Origin of the sequence: Halorussus marinus (assembly GCF_004521895.1) — an archaeon.
GTDB lineage: Archaea > Halobacteriota > Halobacteria > Halobacteriales > Haladaptataceae > Halorussus > Halorussus marinus.
This window is the reverse complement of the sequence record NZ_SBIR01000010.1, coordinates 1-15,427: the sequence shown is the minus strand read 5'-3', so window position 1 is coordinate 15,427 and position 15,427 is coordinate 1. Positions and strand designations below refer to the sequence as shown.

The 15,427-nt window shown below is 67.4% G+C and carries 13 protein-coding genes and 1 pseudogene; 8 read left to right on the top strand and 6 right to left on the bottom strand.

Annotation, left to right across the window (positions count from 1 at the left end):
* Window positions 1-55 precede the first annotated feature (55 nt).
* Window positions 56-3,688 (bottom strand): PAS domain S-box protein, encoded by a 3,633-nt coding sequence (locus EPL04_RS13325; RefSeq protein WP_134671691.1) that lies wholly within the window; start codon window positions 3,686-3,688, stop codon window positions 56-58.
* Window positions 3,689-4,024: 336 nt separating this feature from the next.
* On the opposite strand from EPL04_RS13325, the gene EPL04_RS13320 reads away from it, so the two are divergent.
* A complete protein-coding gene (locus tag EPL04_RS13320; RefSeq protein ID WP_134671690.1) occupies window positions 4,025-4,426 on the top strand; it encodes a type IV pilin in 402 nt (133 codons plus the stop codon).
* 251 nt (window positions 4,427-4,677) lie between these two features.
* Window positions 4,678-4,812: a DUF7503 family protein gene (locus tag EPL04_RS19355; protein WP_280633727.1), complete on the top strand. Its 135-nt coding sequence runs from the start codon at window positions 4,678-4,680 to the stop codon at window positions 4,810-4,812.
* Here the strand turns inward: EPL04_RS19355 and EPL04_RS13315 are convergent, their stop codons facing one another.
* Window positions 4,813-6,951 carry a hypothetical protein gene (locus EPL04_RS13315; protein ID WP_134671689.1) on the bottom strand — a complete coding sequence of 713 codons (2,139 nt, stop codon included), beginning with the start codon at window positions 6,949-6,951 and terminating at the stop codon, window positions 4,813-4,815.
* Window positions 6,952-7,106: 155 nt separating this feature from the next.
* A complete protein-coding gene (locus tag EPL04_RS13310; RefSeq protein WP_134671688.1) occupies window positions 7,107-7,382 on the bottom strand; it encodes a hypothetical protein in 276 nt (91 codons plus the stop codon).
* Window positions 7,383-7,652: 270 nt separating this feature from the next.
* On the opposite strand from EPL04_RS13310, the gene EPL04_RS13305 reads away from it, so the two are divergent.
* Window positions 7,653-8,879: an MFS transporter gene (locus tag EPL04_RS13305; RefSeq protein ID WP_167599475.1), complete on the top strand. Its 1,227-nt coding sequence runs from the start codon at window positions 7,653-7,655 to the stop codon at window positions 8,877-8,879.
* Between the two features lie 599 nt (window positions 8,880-9,478).
* Window positions 9,479-9,859, top strand: a complete 381-nt coding sequence (locus tag EPL04_RS19215; protein WP_134671686.1) for a type IV pilin — start codon at window positions 9,479-9,481, stop codon at window positions 9,857-9,859.
* A gap of 41 nt (window positions 9,860-9,900) precedes the next feature.
* Here EPL04_RS19215 and EPL04_RS13295 read toward each other — a convergent pair whose 3' ends face one another.
* Window positions 9,901-10,095 (bottom strand): glycine zipper 2TM domain-containing protein, encoded by a 195-nt coding sequence (locus EPL04_RS13295; RefSeq protein WP_134671685.1) that lies wholly within the window; start codon window positions 10,093-10,095, stop codon window positions 9,901-9,903.
* 64 nt (window positions 10,096-10,159) lie between these two features.
* Here EPL04_RS13295 and EPL04_RS13290 point away from each other — a divergent pair, with 64 nt between their 5' ends.
* Window positions 10,160-10,438 (top strand): hypothetical protein, encoded by a 279-nt coding sequence (locus EPL04_RS13290; protein ID WP_134671684.1) that lies wholly within the window; start codon window positions 10,160-10,162, stop codon window positions 10,436-10,438.
* An 88-nt stretch (window positions 10,439-10,526) separates the two neighbouring features.
* Here the strand turns inward: EPL04_RS13290 and ilvD are convergent, their stop codons facing one another.
* Window positions 10,527-12,236: a dihydroxy-acid dehydratase gene (gene ilvD / locus EPL04_RS13285; RefSeq protein WP_134671683.1), complete on the bottom strand. Its 1,710-nt coding sequence runs from the start codon at window positions 12,234-12,236 to the stop codon at window positions 10,527-10,529.
* 175 nt (window positions 12,237-12,411) lie between these two features.
* Between ilvD and EPL04_RS13280 the strand changes: the two genes are divergently transcribed.
* The 3 genes from EPL04_RS13280 to EPL04_RS13270 are packed head-to-tail and all read left to right on the top strand — an operon-like array spanning window position 12,412 to window position 15,281.
* The gene (locus EPL04_RS13280; protein ID WP_134671682.1) at window positions 12,412-13,371 is read left to right on the top strand and encodes a glycosyltransferase; all 960 of its coding nucleotides are present in this window, start codon (window positions 12,412-12,414) and stop codon (window positions 13,369-13,371) included.
* A gap of 51 nt (window positions 13,372-13,422) precedes the next feature.
* Window positions 13,423-14,391, top strand: coding sequence for a beta-ribofuranosylaminobenzene 5'-phosphate synthase family protein (locus EPL04_RS13275; protein ID WP_134671681.1), 969 nt, complete (start codon window positions 13,423-13,425; stop codon window positions 14,389-14,391).
* Window positions 14,392-14,444: 53 nt separating this feature from the next.
* On the top strand, window positions 14,445-15,281 hold the full coding sequence (locus EPL04_RS13270; protein ID WP_134671680.1) for an RAD55 family ATPase: 837 nt from the start codon (window positions 14,445-14,447) through the stop codon (window positions 15,279-15,281).
* A gap of 29 nt (window positions 15,282-15,310) precedes the next feature.
* On the opposite strand, the pseudogene EPL04_RS13265 reads toward EPL04_RS13270, so the two are convergent.
* A pseudogene (locus tag EPL04_RS13265) lies at window positions 15,311-15,427 on the bottom strand (IS6 family transposase); the annotation flags it as partial.

Here is a 15,427-nt window from a genome sequence, read left to right as displayed (position 1 = left end):
GCTCCCCGCGGTGGGGCGCGCGGCGTGAGTCGACCCGGCCGGAGTGAGTGGCCGCTCACGAGTCGTCCCGGAACTCGAACCGGGCACCCCCCGTCGGGCTCTCGGTCACCGTCACCGTCCACTCGTAGACGTCGGCCAACTCGGCGACGAACGCCAGCCCCAACCCGGTGCCGCCGGTGTCGGAGGCGGTCGTGTACCCCACCTCGAACACCGTCTCGCGCTCCCCGGCCGGGATTCCCTCGCCGTCGTCGGCGACGTAGAATCCGTCCGGGAGATCGCCGACCGTGACGGTAACGTCGGCCCCACCGTGCTCGACGGCGTTCTCGAACAGGTTCCGAAACAGGTGACTGATGTACGTCTCGTCGGCCTCGATCGTCTTTTCGAGCGCCACGTCGACGGTCGCGTCCCGGGTCTGGGCTTCGGCCCACGCCTCCCGGGCGACCGCTTCGAGATGGATCGTCGCGTCGCCGCTGACGGCGTCGCGGCCCCGCGTCAACACGAGCATCACGTCGATCATATCCTCGATCCGGTCGAACGCCTCGGTGACGTACTCCACGGCCGTGGGGTCTGGGTCCGTCGACAACTGCTGGGTGTAGATCTGGCCGATGGTGACCGGGTTCCGGAGTTCGTGGGCGAGCATGCTCGCGAAGCTTTCGAGTCGCTCGTTTTGGGCCCGGAGTCGCTGTTCGCGCTCTTTGCGCTCGGAGATGTCCCGGACAATGCCGGCCCGAGCGTCCGTGTCGGTGTCGTACCGGTACGGGCCGAACCGACTCTCGACCGGGATCGTTCCGCCGTCTCTGGTCGGGAACTCCACCTCCATCGTCACGCGCCCGAGACCGTCGGCGACCTGCTCGCTCAGCTCGGCGGCCTCCCTGCTGACTCGCTCGCTGTGGACCACCGACGCGTGGCGGCCAAGCAGTTCCTGTCGGTCGTACCCCGTCAGCTCGCAGAACGCCTCGTTGACCAGGACGAACCGCTCGTCGGCGTCGAGCGCGAAGACGCCGTCGTCGGCCGTCTCGATGATGGTCTCGTAGCGTTCGAGCTGTTGTTCGCGCTCGTAGCGCCGAATGGCGCTCGTCAGGATGTTCGCCATGCTCTGGACGAACTGGACATCGTGGTCGGCGTACGACTGGCGGTCGGTGTCGTGGGTTCCCAGAATCCCCCACGGCTCGTCGTAGGACCCGACCACGGTGCTGATCCCTCCCTGAACGTCGTGGTCGGTCAGGAGCGCCGGGCCGCTGAATCGGTCTTCGCTCGCGAGGTCCTCGACCACCACCGGTTCCTCCGCGATGAGGGTGTACCCGGCCTGTGAGGACCGGTCGTCCGCGACCGTCGCCTCCCCGACGATGCCCTTGCGCCACCCGACGCCGTTTCGCAACCGGAGTTCGTCGGCCTCGGGGAGCAGTTCCAGCACCTTGCAGTAGTCGTGATCGAGGACGTCGGCGACGCGTTCGACCGCCTCGTCGAACAGTTCGTCGAGCGACCGATCTTCGAGCGCGTGCTGGGAGAACTCCGCGAGCGCCCGCTGTTGCTGGACGCGGTTCTGAAGCTCTCGCTCGCGGGCTTTCCGGTCGCTGACGTCCCGGACGGTACCGACGCGTTCGTCGGCGTCGTCGGTCGACCGAAGCACCCACGTCGCCTCCACCGGGATGCGATCGCCGTCCGCGGCTTCGAGCGTGCACTCGACGCTCGCCGACGAGCGGTCCCCGGTTCTCATCTCGGCCTCCAGTTGGGCCACCCCGTCCCAGACGTCGTCGGTGATGGTTCGGGCCGACGTGCCGAGGAGGTCCTCGCGGTCGTCCCCGATCAGTTCGGCGAGCGCGGAGTTCACCATCGTTAACTCGAGGTCGTCGTCGAGGGCGTAGATGCCGTCGTCGACCGTTTCGACGATGGTCTCGTAGCGTTCGAGTTCGCGTTCGCGGGCTTTCAGCTCGGTGATGTCCTGGGACATGCCGAGCGCGGCGAACACCTCGCCGTCGTCGGTGTGGACCGGGACCATCCGGAACTGATGGACGCGGTCGCCGAACGCCGACTGAAAGACGCGTTGCTCGCCGTCGAGCGCGGCCTCGTAGTGCGGGGCGATTTCGTCGACGATCTCGGGCGGCAGGCGCTCGCGGAGCGGTTGGCCTTCGAGGTCCTCGAGGTCGACCCCCGCCGATTCGATCGCGGTGCCGCCGACGGTGACGTACCGGAGTCTCCCGTCTTCGTCGGCGTCGACGAGCGCGACCGCCCCGTTCGGGAAGTGCTCGACGAGGGTCTGGTAGCGATTCCGGGCCTCCTCGAGTCGGGCCTCTCGCTCCTTGCGCTCGGTGATGTCCCGGAAGTAGATCGAGAGCCCGGTCTCGGAGGGGTACGCGCGGGCTTGGACCCACCCGCCGACCTCCGCCGACCGGGTCTCGAACGTGATCGGTCGCTGTGTCTCGATCGCCTCGTGATACCGCTCCCACGCGTCGGAGCCGACCTGTTCCGGGAACGCCTCCCAGAGATTCTTCCCGCGGAGGTCTGCGTCGGGACGGCCGAGGAGGTGCTTGGCGTGGTCGTTGACGTAGGTGACCGTCCAGTCGAGGTCGACCGCGAGCATCCCGTCGGTGATGCGCGTGAACACGTCGTCGAGTTCGAGCTGGAGCTGATCGCGTTGCCGGGCGAGCGCTCGCTCGGTCCGTTTTAGCGCCGTGATGTCCTTGCCGGTGACCACGACGCGTTCGAGGTCGCCGTCGGGGTCGAACAGCGGGGCGGCGTTGAGCGACACCCACCGCCGGTCGCCGTCCGGGGTCTCGTGTTGGATCACCTCCCCTCGGACCGGCTCGCCGGTTTCGAGCACGCGCGAGACGGGGTGGCGCTCGACGGGCAACGGATCGCCGTCCGGATCGTACACGTCGAAGTCGCCGAACTCGAACGCCGAGAGGTCCGCGTCCTCGCGGCCGAGTTCCCGACGGACCCGGGAGTTCATCCGCTCGACCGACCCGTCGGGCCGGAAGATGGCGAGGCGAATCGGCGCGGTCTCCAGCAGGCGGTCGGTGAGACTCCGCTCCTGAGCGAGCGCCTGCTCGGAGTGTTTCTGGTCGGTGATGTCGTAGTAGAGTTCGATGCGCCCGCCCGCGTACCGGCCGGCGTCGATGGGCTTGCTCCAGTGTTCGAGCCACCGGGGCTCGCGGTCCGCGCCCGGGGTGACCCGACACTCGAAGCACTCGGTGTCCGTGTTGTCGTCGTAGGTCGCGAGAACGGTGTCGGCGAACGCGGTCGCGTCGTCGACGCGGTCCGCGATGGAATCCTCGACGAGCCCGCGTTTGTCGCGACCGACGACGTCCTCGCGGTCGAGTCCGAAGTACCGCTCGGTGGCGTCGTTGATCCGCGCGACCTCGAAGTCCGCGTCGAGGACGAACACGCCGACCCCGGCGCCGTCGAGGACGTCGATCATCGACTCGACCCTCGGAGCAGTGGTCTCGGAGGGGGCGGTCGGCCGAGACGCGTCAGGGCGCCACCAGACGCGGGCACTCGCGCCGACCTTCTTGGTGGCGACGTCGCCACGCTCGGCGAGGGTATCGAGTCGTTTGTACGCGGTCCGCCGCGGAACGTCGAGGGCGTCGGCGACCTCGGTGGTACTGAGGGGTTCTGGTGCGTGTATCGACTCGCCGAACACCGCCAGCGTCTCGGCGTAGATTCCCTCGGATGGCCCGGGGGCAGACATACCGAGTAGGAGGCGAGCGGAGGCTAAAGGAGTTCCGCCGCCGGCATCGTTCCCGTGTTTGATACGTCCGAGAGAGCCAGTAAGCGCTCTGAATGGTTCGCATCGCCGGCCACCGGTCAGAGACGAACACCGTCGGTAGAGCCGCCTTCTCAGAGCCGATTTCCCTCGGTTTCGAGGCCCCCGCTCCGGCCAGAGGGCGCCTACATGGCAAAGAGGTTATGTATAGCGGATGGGAAGTAGCGTCCGAGCACGTATCGGCGCCGATCGAAATCGACCCCGCGAGTCGGCGAACGCCACCGCGTGTCGGCGCCGATGCAGTGCCGAGAGACCCAAACGATGAACCCGAAACAGTTACTCGCAGACGAGACCGGCGTTTCGCCGGTGATCGGCGTCGTCCTGCTGGTCGCCACCACCGCGGTTCTGTCCGCGCTCATCGGGACGTTCGTGCTCGGACTCGGTCAAGACGTCGACCAAACTGCCACCGCGGGGGTCTCCCCGACGGGAGACAGGACGGTGACGCTCAACTCGGTCGGTCCGAACACGGACGGCGTTCGGTGTTCGGACGCCGACGAGACCGGGGACGATCTGGACTCGTCGAACGACCGGTACGACGACGGCGACCGCCCCGGAGCGACCGAGACCGTCGGCGATTCGATCTCCTGTAGTTCGAACGCGAACTCCGTCGTGGCCTTCGGCGACGGAATCGGAGACGCAGTGGTCTACACCTTCGACGGGTAGCGGTTCGCGCTCTCGACGGTGAGTGTGACGCCGCGAGCAGTGCCGGCGTGTTCGTCGCGGTGAGAGCGAAGATAGGCTTCGAAAAGCGGGCGATTGCACCCGACGAGCGTTCTACACCCCACCGACCGTGTTATGTAATGACACTCAAACGCGTTCGTTTATATAAAACTTCACAATAATAAAGCCAGTATTTTATCTGTCAGGATTGTTTAGAAAATTTCACATATTTTTATCTAAAATTGTGGTATGCAATGTCCAAAACAGACATCGCAGACTACATCGCACAGAATCCGAGAATGGCCGGCGTCCTCTTTACGATCTGTCTGCTTTTGACACAAGCGGGCAACTCGGCGGCCGCGAATCTGGGCTCGACCGCCGGTCCCTGATCACAACTGCTCGACCGAGAGGTCGGTACTCCACCGCAGTTCCCCGTCGAAACGGATCGGAACCTCTTCGAGGCTCAGGAATCGACGCAGTTCGTCTTCCCCCATCGAGAACTCCTCGTCGACCCCCGACGTCAGAAAGTGCGTCTCGTTTTGCTCGATGTAAGGGATTATCAGCGTCCCCATCGCGGTCTGGGCGGTCGGGTACGTCTCCATCCGGAGGGTGAACGCGTCGCCGTCGCGTTCGATCTCACAGAGGTTCGGCGTCCCGCTCTCGGCCTGTGCGATCGAGAGGCCGCCGTCGCCGACCACGATGTACTTGCCCCCGACGATGCTCTCGTTCCGGGCGATGGTGAGCGCCGCCCGAAGCGGAAATCCGGCGTTGAGCAGGCGAGCCATCGTCCGGCCGACCCGGACCGCACCGGTGTTGATCACGTCGCTCAGGGTGACGACGCCGGCGATACTTCCCGCCTCGAGCAGGTGCATCCCCTGTGCGTACGACTGGCAGGCGTTCAGCAAGAACGCGTCCACGCCGACCGAATCGAGCGTCGTCGCGTCGAACTTCCCGTCGGCACACTCGAAGCCGCCGCCGTCGATGTGGCCGATGTAGTGGAGGAAGTCGGTCTGGCGAGCGAGGACGTCGCGGAGTTCGGTCGTGGTCAGATCGTGGTGGACGGTGACGTCGAACGGGAGCGTTTCGCGTGAGCCGTAGCCGGCGTCGACCGCGTCGCGCTCCTCGTTCATCTGTCGGTCGTTGCAGACGACCGTGATCTCGATGTCGCCCTCGGTCGGCGTCCGGTTGAGGTGGTTGCGGAACGCCGCGGTGGTCGCCTTGCTCGCGCCGATGGGCGTTCCGTCGCCGACCCACGTTTGTTCGAGCGAGTCGGCCGACTCCGGTTGGACGTAGGACTCGTCGGTCGGGGTCGTCCGATCGGTGCTCCGGGTGAACTCGGCGGCCTCGTCGGTCGCGCCCGTCCGGAAGAAATCTTCTACGGCCGCCGCTTCCTGTGTCGCGTCTGCGGGCTCGCGCTCCTTCGGGGTGTGAACGACGGCCAGATCCTCGACGACGAACGGTAGCGTTTCGATGCTGGTCGCTACGGGTTCGACGTGGGACGTCAGCTTCCACTCGGGGATCTCGGGTTCGACGACCGAGAACGGGACCGTGAGATACGCCTCCAACTGCTCGGCCGGCGACTGTTCGTACAGTCGCTCGAAATCGAGATCGACTCTCGGTTCGATCGCGCCCCGCTCGTGGAGATCGACCTGATAGTAGCCTTCCGTCCGAGTCAGACAGTCGAGGAAGAACGTCTGTTTCAGGAGCCGTTCGGCCTCGGCTTCCACGCCCCGTTCGGTGTCGAGGGGGTGTTCGAACCCCGTCTCGGTGACGACCCGCGGCCGATCGCCCTCGACCACCGTGGCTCCGAGATAGTAGGCCAGCGGCGCCGCGACGTAGACCGCGCGATACGTCGACGGGATCTCGATCCGGATTCCGGTGTCGGGGACGGTCAGCTCGTCGGGGATCTCCAGTTGGTCCCCGAGTTCGATCGTCGGCGGATGGCCCCGGAGGGTCGGATACGACCGCTCGCAGCTCGTGGTCTTGAGCGCGGAGCCGAACGTCGAGACCGCCGCCATCATATCGGTCGGGTCGGCCGTCGTGGTGACGGTCGCGGCCGGATGCTCGTGGTGCGAGCGCGCGCCGAGCAACACCTCCGTCTCCGAGCCGAACTCGAACTGCATGTGTTCCATGTCCGAGGTAACCGCGAGCGGACCGCTCACGTTCAGATAGAGCTTGATCGGGGCGTTGAGTTCGATGCTGTAGACGCCCTCGTCGAAGGCCTCGTCGGCGAAGTGTTCGGCCTCCGCGAGCATGTCGCCGGTCTGATCCCTGACGTAGACCGGGACGACCGTCGGGAGCGTGAGGCTCTCGGTCGTTATCGCGACACCCGCATCCGCGGGAAACAGAAAGTCGTCGACGTCCACGGGCGTGGGAGCGACCGGGCGGGAGGTCTCGACCGAGTAGCGGTGTCGCTCTATCGAGTCGACGACGGTGACGCCGCAGTCGCCCGCGTCGACTTCGAAAGAGAGCGTGCCGACGGCGGTCTCGTCCGGAGACGCGGAGCGCTCACCTCCCAAACTGTTCATCACACGCGGAATATTTCCGAACCAAATTGAAAAAACCCCCGGGTACTGAAATCGGCGGTATCAGTTATCGTGTACCGACGCGTCCGACGAATCGAAACAGCGCCACGTTCCGAAGCCGAGCGGCCGTCGGCGGCGTCCTCGAAAAAAGCGGGCGGTCACTCCTCGGACGCGGCGCGTCCGACGGCGTTGGTCGGACGCTCGACTCGACCCGACCGGCGGGTCAGTCGGTGACCGAGCGGTCGGGCGAGCAGGCCGACGCTGAGACCGGCGATCGCGGCCGCGACGGCCGTCGGATGCGCGAGCGCGAACAGCGCCAGCGGGACGAGCGCGCCGAACCCGACGTACAGGGCGAGGCCGGTCCACGTCCGGGGCGCGCGGTACTCTGGGCGGGCGGTTCGTGTCGATCGGTGCGGATCTCGTTGTTCGTTCATTGGCGGGGTGAGTGGGTGGTAGTCGGCGTGTCTGGCGAACGGGTTCGGAGGCCCCGCCACGGACGTACGCGGTACGTACTTCCCTGACTGGGCGCTGGGTCAACTGTGCTGGTCGTCCATCATGGGGATCGTATCATACAGGTGTTACAGTGTTAACATTTTCCGACCATTGCTACCAGCCCGCACGGTCTCGGCGGCGAGCCCGGAGAAAGGCGCCGTCCCTCTCCGGGATGCCAACAGATAAGCCGCTACTCGGACCAGTGTGGCGACGTGACTCCGTTCGGCTCCTCCGGACTCTCCGCTCGCGTACGTGCGGTCGCGTCGGATCTCGCGAGCGACGGGCGGGGACGGATTCTGTTCACCATCGCGTTCGGCTGGTTTCTCGGACTCGGGGTCAGGCTCTCGGCGCCGACGCTGGTTCCGTACATCCGCGCGGACTTCGGGATCGGACTCTCGACCGCGGGACTGCTCTTGAGCACGCTCTGGTTCACCTACGCGCTGTTGCAGTTCCCCGGCGGCGTCCTCGGCGACTGGATCGGCGAACGGGCCGTTCTGGTGGCGAGTTCGGCGCTCGCGATCGTGGCGCTCGCGGCCAGCGCGCTCGCGTGGTCGACGCTCGCGCTGTTCGCCGGCTTCGTCCTGCTGGGGTCGGCGACCGGCGTCTACGCGACCACCAGATTCACCTCGCTCGCGGACGTCTATCCCGATCGGACGGCGACGGCGATGGGGGTCAGCTCGGCCGCCGGGAACCTCGGGACCGTCCTCTTGCCGGCCGGGGCGGGCGTCGTGGCCGGCGCCGCGAGTTGGCGGCTCGGGTTCGCGGCCGCGACGCCGCTGTTCGCGCTGGCGGCCGTCGGACTCTGGGTCACCGTCCCCGCCCGCACCTCCGGCCAAGAGAGCGTGGCCGACGACCTCTCGGCGGACGCCCTCCGGCGGTTCGTCGCCGAAGTCACCGGGCGACAGACCCTCGTGCTCACCGCGGCGATGCTCCTGATGTCGATCGTCTATCAGGGGTTCACGAGCTTCTTCCCGACCTACCTCGTGTCGATAAAGGGGCTCTCGGAGGGCTCGGCGGCGCTCCTCTACAGCGCGTTTTTCGCGTCGGGCATCCTCGTCCAGCCGCTGGCCGGCGTGTTGGCCGACTCGGTCGGCGACAGGCCGACCCTACTCGGGTTCAGCTTCCTGTCGGCGGGCGCGATCGCGCTCCTGCTCGCGACCGACGAGGTCTGGCTGTTGGTGGTGCTCGCAGTCCTCGCGAGCGCACAGCTCGGGTTCTGGCCGATCGCACAGGCGGGCGTGGTCGACAGCCTGCCGACCGAGATGCAGGGGACCGGGTTCGGACTGCTCAGGACCGGGTACCTGTTGCTGGCGGCGACCTCCCCCACGATCGTCGGCGCGCTCGGCGACCGAGGTCGGTTCGACGAGGCGTTCGTGCTGTTGGCGGGATGCGCGCTCGGTAGCGCGCTGATCGGCCTGTTGTTCTGGGACGACGGGTGAGCCGATGCAGTCCCGAGAGCGCGCGCCGAGGCGCGTCGAGTTCGGCGAAGACGACGGTTTTCGGGGTGCAGACCCGCCGCGAGTGCGGTGGGCCGAAGGCTCTGGTCCGGTCGCGAGAGCCGGATCGAGTCCCGACTCGCGTTCGACTTGGGCGATTCGCCGGAGTTCTGAGGAGTCGCGATCGGTGTACTGTTTTATCTCGATGTCGTCGGGGTCGAGGACGGTGGTCTCGAGCGCGCTCACTCTCTCACCAAATCGCTCAACATAGATTTCGAGATAAGGATCCTCGTAGTCTCTCGCCATCGGTTAATTTTTCTATGGGACGGCTTAGACCCGTTTTAACCAGCCCTAATGCTATCTGTTGGGGGATAATGGGAAACGAAAAGAGCGAATAATATGACCACGCGTTTAGGTAGAGAAGTTTTTATATACTCGTGAGCTTAACGCTCACCTAAGCACGTATCATTACAGAGAAGTGTCGGACGTGGGGCGGCTTTGACAGGCTCTCCCCGCCGACGGACCAAAGTACTCGGTCGTTCGGCATAAAATGTGCGGCCACTTCTCAGAGATGATACCGTGCCAAACGAGAAACACAACTCATGAACTTCAAAAGCTTATTCACGGACGACGAGGCGGTGAGCCCGGTGATCGGGGTCATCCTGATGGTCGCCATCACGGTGATTCTGGCCGCCGTCATCGGCACGTTCGTGCTCGGTCTCGGTGAGAACGTCAACCAGAACGCCTCAGCAGGCGTTTCGGCGGCTAGTGGCACCAACGAAGTCACGCTTAATTCACTTGGCCCCAGTACGACTGGAATCAAATGCTCGGCCGTAGATGGTCCCGGTGACTCTGGTTGGGCAACTAAACACACTACTCAAGTCGGTCAGACCATCACTTGCAGTGGTAGTTCCAACTCCGTGGTAGCCTACAATGTCGATGGGAACGCTCAAAACGCTACCGTCTTCACCTTCGGTAGTTAGTTAAAACTTACACCCGGCACAAAGGTCACCGTACGCCCTTTTTAATTTCTGTTCTCCTCGACCAGCGTCCGCACCGAAGCCCGCTTCTCGCCGACCGTCGCGCCGACGAGCGCACCGATACCGGCCGCGGTGCTCGCGGCGTTCCGGCTGATTACCCCGCCCACGGCACCGCCGACCGCGGCGCCGACGGCCGCGTACTTGGCCCGGTTCATCGTTCGGATGAGACGATTGCGCATGATCGTAGTTCGACGAGTACGCAGATAAATGTATCCGACGACACGACCGTACGGTAGACGAGCTATGTCACCGACCGTCGACGACCTCCGAAACGAGATCCGACGCAGTGTGGGACGACACGACCGAATCGAGTCGACCGCGTTCACCAAAGAGGCCCTCGCGGCGATCTGTGACGCCGTGGGCCACGAGATCGACGGGAATCGGTTGCCGTCGAAGTCCCGAATGCGGGCCGGGATTCTCCGGGCGCTCGGCGAGTCCGACGAAGCCGATCCGACGGAGGCCGACCGCCCGTTCCGGAAGGCCGAACTCGAAGCGATCGCGAGCGCGCTCCGCGAGGAGTAGCGGCGCCGACCCGCCGAGAGCTTCCGCGTGGCGTCGTCGCGCCGGCGAGCGGGGTCCGGTCTGGGTACCCCGAGCCCGGCCCGCCGCCTCAGTCGTCGCCTTTGACGCCCGGGTTCGTCACCGCGCCCTCGGCGGCCGACCCGAACGTCGCGCCGTACTTCGCCAAGACGCCGTCGTCGTAGGCGGGCTCGGGCTCCTCGCGGGCGTCGAGCCGGGACTCGATCTCCGCGTCGGTGAGATCGGCCGCGAGCGTCCGGTCGGCGATGTCGACGACGACGTGGTCGCCGTCCTCCAGGGCACCGATCGGGCCACCGACGTACGACTCGGGGGCGACGTGGCCGATCATCGGCCCCCGGGTCGCGCCCGAGAACCGGCCGTCGGTCAACAGCGCCACGTCGTCCTCGTGGCCAGCGCCGACGACGGCGGCGGTGACGCCGAGCATCTCGCGCATCCCCGGGCCGCCCTGCGGGCCCTCGTTGCGGATGACGATGACGTCGCCCGACTCGATCCGGCCCTCCTGGACGTACGCCATCGCGTCTTCCTCGGACTCGAACACCCGGGCGGGGCCCTCGTGGTGGAAGTTGTCCTCGCCGGTCACCTTCAGCACCGCGCCGTCGGGCGCGAGGTTGCCGGTCAGGATCTTGATCGCGCCCTCCTCGTGGAACGGATCCTCGACCGGCCGGACGAAGTCGGCGTCGATCTCGTCGTCGTCGGGGAGGTCGAGCTCCGCGAGCTCCTCGGAGATCGTGCGACCCGTGATCGTCTCGGCGTCGCCGTCGAACAGGCCCGCCTCGACGAGCCGCCGGATCACGACCGGGACCCCGCCCTGCTCGTAGAGGTCGTACATCACGCGCTCGCCGCCGGGCTGGAGGTTGGCGATCTTCGGGGTTCGGCGCGAGATCTCGTCGAACTCCGCGATGTCCAACTCGACGCCGGCCTCGGCCGCGAGCGCGAGCAGGTGGAGGACGCCGTTGGTCGAGCCGCCGATCGCGACCTGGAGGGCGATTGCGTTCTCGAACGAGCGCTTGTCGAGGATGTCGGAGGGCCGGCGGTCTTCCTCGATGGCCTCGACCGCGAGGTCGCCCGCGCGCTCGGCGACGTCGTAGCGCTCGTCGAACTCGGCGGGCGCGCCCGCGCTCCCGAGGGGCGCGAGCCCGAGCGCCTCCGAGATCGACGCCATCGTGTTCGCGGTGAACATCCCGCCACACGAGCCCGCGCCGGGACAGGCGTGGCGTTCGAGGTCGTCGAGTTCGTCTTCGGACATCTCGCCCTGCGCGACCGCGCCGACCCCCTCGAAGACGTTCTGGACGGTGACCTCCCGGCCGTCGTGCTCGCCGGGCATGATCGAGCCGCCGTAGAGGAACACCGACGGGAGGTCGGTCCGGATCGCGGCCATCATCATCCCCGGGAGGTTCTTGTCACAGCCGGCGACGGTCACGAGGCCGTCGACGCGCTCGCCGAACGCGACCAGTTCGACGGAGTCGGCGATGACCTCCCGGGAGATGAGCGAGGCTCGCATCCCCTCGGTTCCCATCGAGATAGCGTCGGAGATGGTGATGGTCCCGAACTCGATGGGCATCCCGCCCGACTCGTCGACGCCGTCGTAGGCGGCCTCGGCGACGTCGTCGAGGTGGACGTTACACGGGGTCACGTCGGCCGCGGGGTTGGCCACCGCGACCATCGGCGAGGAGAGATCGTCGTCGTCGTAGCCCATCGCGCGGAACATCGCCCGATGCGGGGCGCGGTCCGGGCCCTCGGTGACTTCGCTGCTCCGGAGATCAGCCGGTTTCTCGGACATACGCGACGGTGAGCCCGGAGCGGCTTAAGTTGTCGTGCTCGGACAATCGTTGCTGTCGAATCCGACGGCGGTCGGTCGCCCGGATGCGGCGGGGTCGCCGGCCCGCCGACCGCCGACGAGTCAGCGATATTCCAGAAGGGGAACATACTTTTCGAGCGGCCGTCGAAGCACACGCATGGACCGGACGGTCGCCGTCGCGCACTACCCCGAGGGAGCGGGCCACGCGACGCGGATGCTCGGGGTCGCGCAGGCGCTCGAAGACGCGGGTGTCGAGGTCGTGCTCGCCGGCGGCGGTCCCGGTTCGCGCTTCATCGAGTGCAACGGCTACGAGGTGTTCCGGGCCGCCCCGGTCGACTACATCGGCGACTATCAGGAGGGGTCGCTCGGCCGCGTTTTGACCAGAAGCCTGCCGTACAGCGCCAAGCGAGTCGTCGACCTCGTGGGGTGGCTTCGCCGCGAGGAGCCCGCCGCACTGGTCACCGACGACATGTTCGGGGCGATGGCGGCCTCGCTGACCGGGACGCCCGTGTACGTCGTGACCCACAACGCCGCCTCCTACTACGACGCCGCGGTCGAGCAGGTGTTCACCTGGCTGTTGAACCGCTATCAGCTCTCGGTCGCCGAGTCGTTTCTCTACCCCGCGGTGTGGCCTCCCGACGAGGGCGACCCGCCGGGGGTCGAGCACGTCCCGCCGATCGCGCTCGACCCCACCGACTCCTCGGGGCCGGACGTCGACGTTGGCGTGCTGGTCGTCCCGAGCGTCTACTCGACGAACTTCGACGTGCTCGCCGAGACCCTCCGGACCGAGGGCCGGGACGTGACGCTCGTCGGCACCGACGCCTGGGAGGCGGTCCCCGCGCTCCTCCCCTGGATTCGGGCCGCCGACGTTGTGGTGTGTTCGGGCTACTCGACGGTGATGGAGGCGGCGGTCGGCGGGACGCCCTGCGTGGTCTACCCGTTCACCGACGAACAGCACGGCGTCACCCGGGTGCTCGAACGCCGGGGCGTCCGGGGCTTTCAGGTCGAACACTCGATCGCCCACGTCGCCCGGGCGGTCCGCCACCCGCCGGACTCGCCGAGCCACGACAACGGCGTCGACCGGGTCGCCGACCACGTCGTCGATCGGCTGGCCTGACAGTTTTGCCACTGTCGGAACCGGGAACCCGACGCCCCCGTAATCGGTGGTATGGTGCGCGTCTCGGTCGGGGGTCGGCTCCACTTTGGCTTCCAGAACCTCTCGCTGGCTCACGAGCGCCTCTACGGCTCGCTCGGGGTCGCGCTCGAGAGCCCGCGAGCGGTCGTGACCGCCGAGCCCGCCGACCGCGTCGACTGCGACCACCCGACCGCCCGCGAGTACGCCGCGCGCGCCGTCGACCTGCTCGACGCGCCCGGGGCGTCGGTGACCGTCGAGGAGACTCTTCCCCGTCACGTCGGACTCGGGAGCGGGACCCAACTCGCGCTCGCGGTCCTCGCGGCGGTCGCGACCGCCACCGGTACCGAGCCCCGGGTCCGCGAGCGAGCGCCCCGGCTCGGGCGGGGCGGCCGGTCGGGCGTCGGGGTGGCGGCGTTCGAGTCGGGCGGGTTCGTCCTCGACACCGGCCACCCGACCGAGCGGTTCACCGCCGACCGCCCGCCCCGCGGCGAGTGGTCGGTGCCGGCGGTCGCGGCCCGCCGCCCCGTGCCCGACGACTGGCGGTTCGTGCTCGCGCTCCCGGACGCCGAGCCGGGTCGGAACGGGGACGACGAGGACGACAGCATGCGCTCGGTGGTCGAGCGCGCCGACCCGGCCGTCGCCGATCGGATCGCCGCGCTCGTGAGCCGGCGGGTCCTCCCCGCGATCGCGGAGGGCGACCGCGCGGCGTTCGGCGCGGCGGTCGCGGAGGTCGGCCGACTCAACGGCGCGTGGTACGCCGACGAGCAGGGCGGCGTCTACCGCCCGCCGGTCGGCGAGGTGGTCGCGAGACTCGACGAGTCGCCGGCGATCGCGGGCGCGGGCCAGTCGTCGTGGGGCCCGGCGGTGTACGGGGTCACGGCGCGAGATCGCTCGGGGCCCGCCCGCGAGGCCGCCCGCGAGGCGCTCGCGGCCGCGGGCGTCGACGGCGAGGTGCTGGTCGCCGAACCCCGAAACCGCGGCGCCCGGATCGGCGATCGGTAGGCCGACAGACGAAAGACCCAAGCGCCCCGGCCGAGACGACCCGAGACGAGCGCATGGACCGAATCCCCTTCGGCGTCTCCCGGCTCGACTCGATCATCGGCGGCGGCGCACCGCCCGGAAGCGTGGTCCTGCTGGCGGGCGAGACCGGCGCGGGGGCCCGCGAGTTCCTCTACACCAGCGCGGCGATCAACGGGCTGGCCCACACCGACGACGAGCAGTTCGACCTCCACTACGGCGACGTCGACGACCGGGCCGCGGTCCCCGAGGAGATCCACTACGTCTCGTTCACCGCCAGCGGCGACGAACTCCGCCGAGAAGTCGAGTACACGATGGACGAGGAGATCGTCGAGTCGGCCCTCGATGCGGTCACGTTCGCCGACTTCAGCCAGGAGTACTTCCAGCTGTCGCCGATCCCCCGGGAGTGGTACACCCGCCGGACCCAGACCATCACCGACCTCGGACAGGGGAGCGAGCGCCGGGGCGTGCTGGAGGCGGTCGGCGAGCATCTCAACCGCAACGCCGCCAACAACCTCGTCGTGATCGACTCGCTGACCGACCTGACTCGCGCGCCCGAGGAACATCTCGGCTGGAGCGACGTGACCCTGCTGATGAAGGGCCTCCAGAAGGCCTCGCGGGCGTGGAGCGGGCTCATCCTCGTGTTGGTGAACCAGGACGCGCTCACCGACGTCGAGATGGGCGACCTGATGGGCGCGACCGACGGCACCATCGCCTTCGAGTGGGAGACCGGCGGGAGCGAGCGCGACCGAGTGATGTACGTCCGGGAGTTTCGCGGCGTGCTCTCGCGACTCGAAGCCGAGGACGTGATCCGCTTCGAGACCGAGATCCACGAGGCCGGGTTCGACATCAGCAACGTCCGGAAGATCCGATAGCGCCGGTGGGCTCGCCGCGAGCATCGTGTTTAGTTTGTGGAATTGTGCCAGACGGCAAAGGCTTGGAGCCATGTTTCAGCAGTTGCTGGTTCGACGTGGCTGAAACAGTTGCTGAACGAGGAGGTCCGGCGTTTTACCTCGCGGAA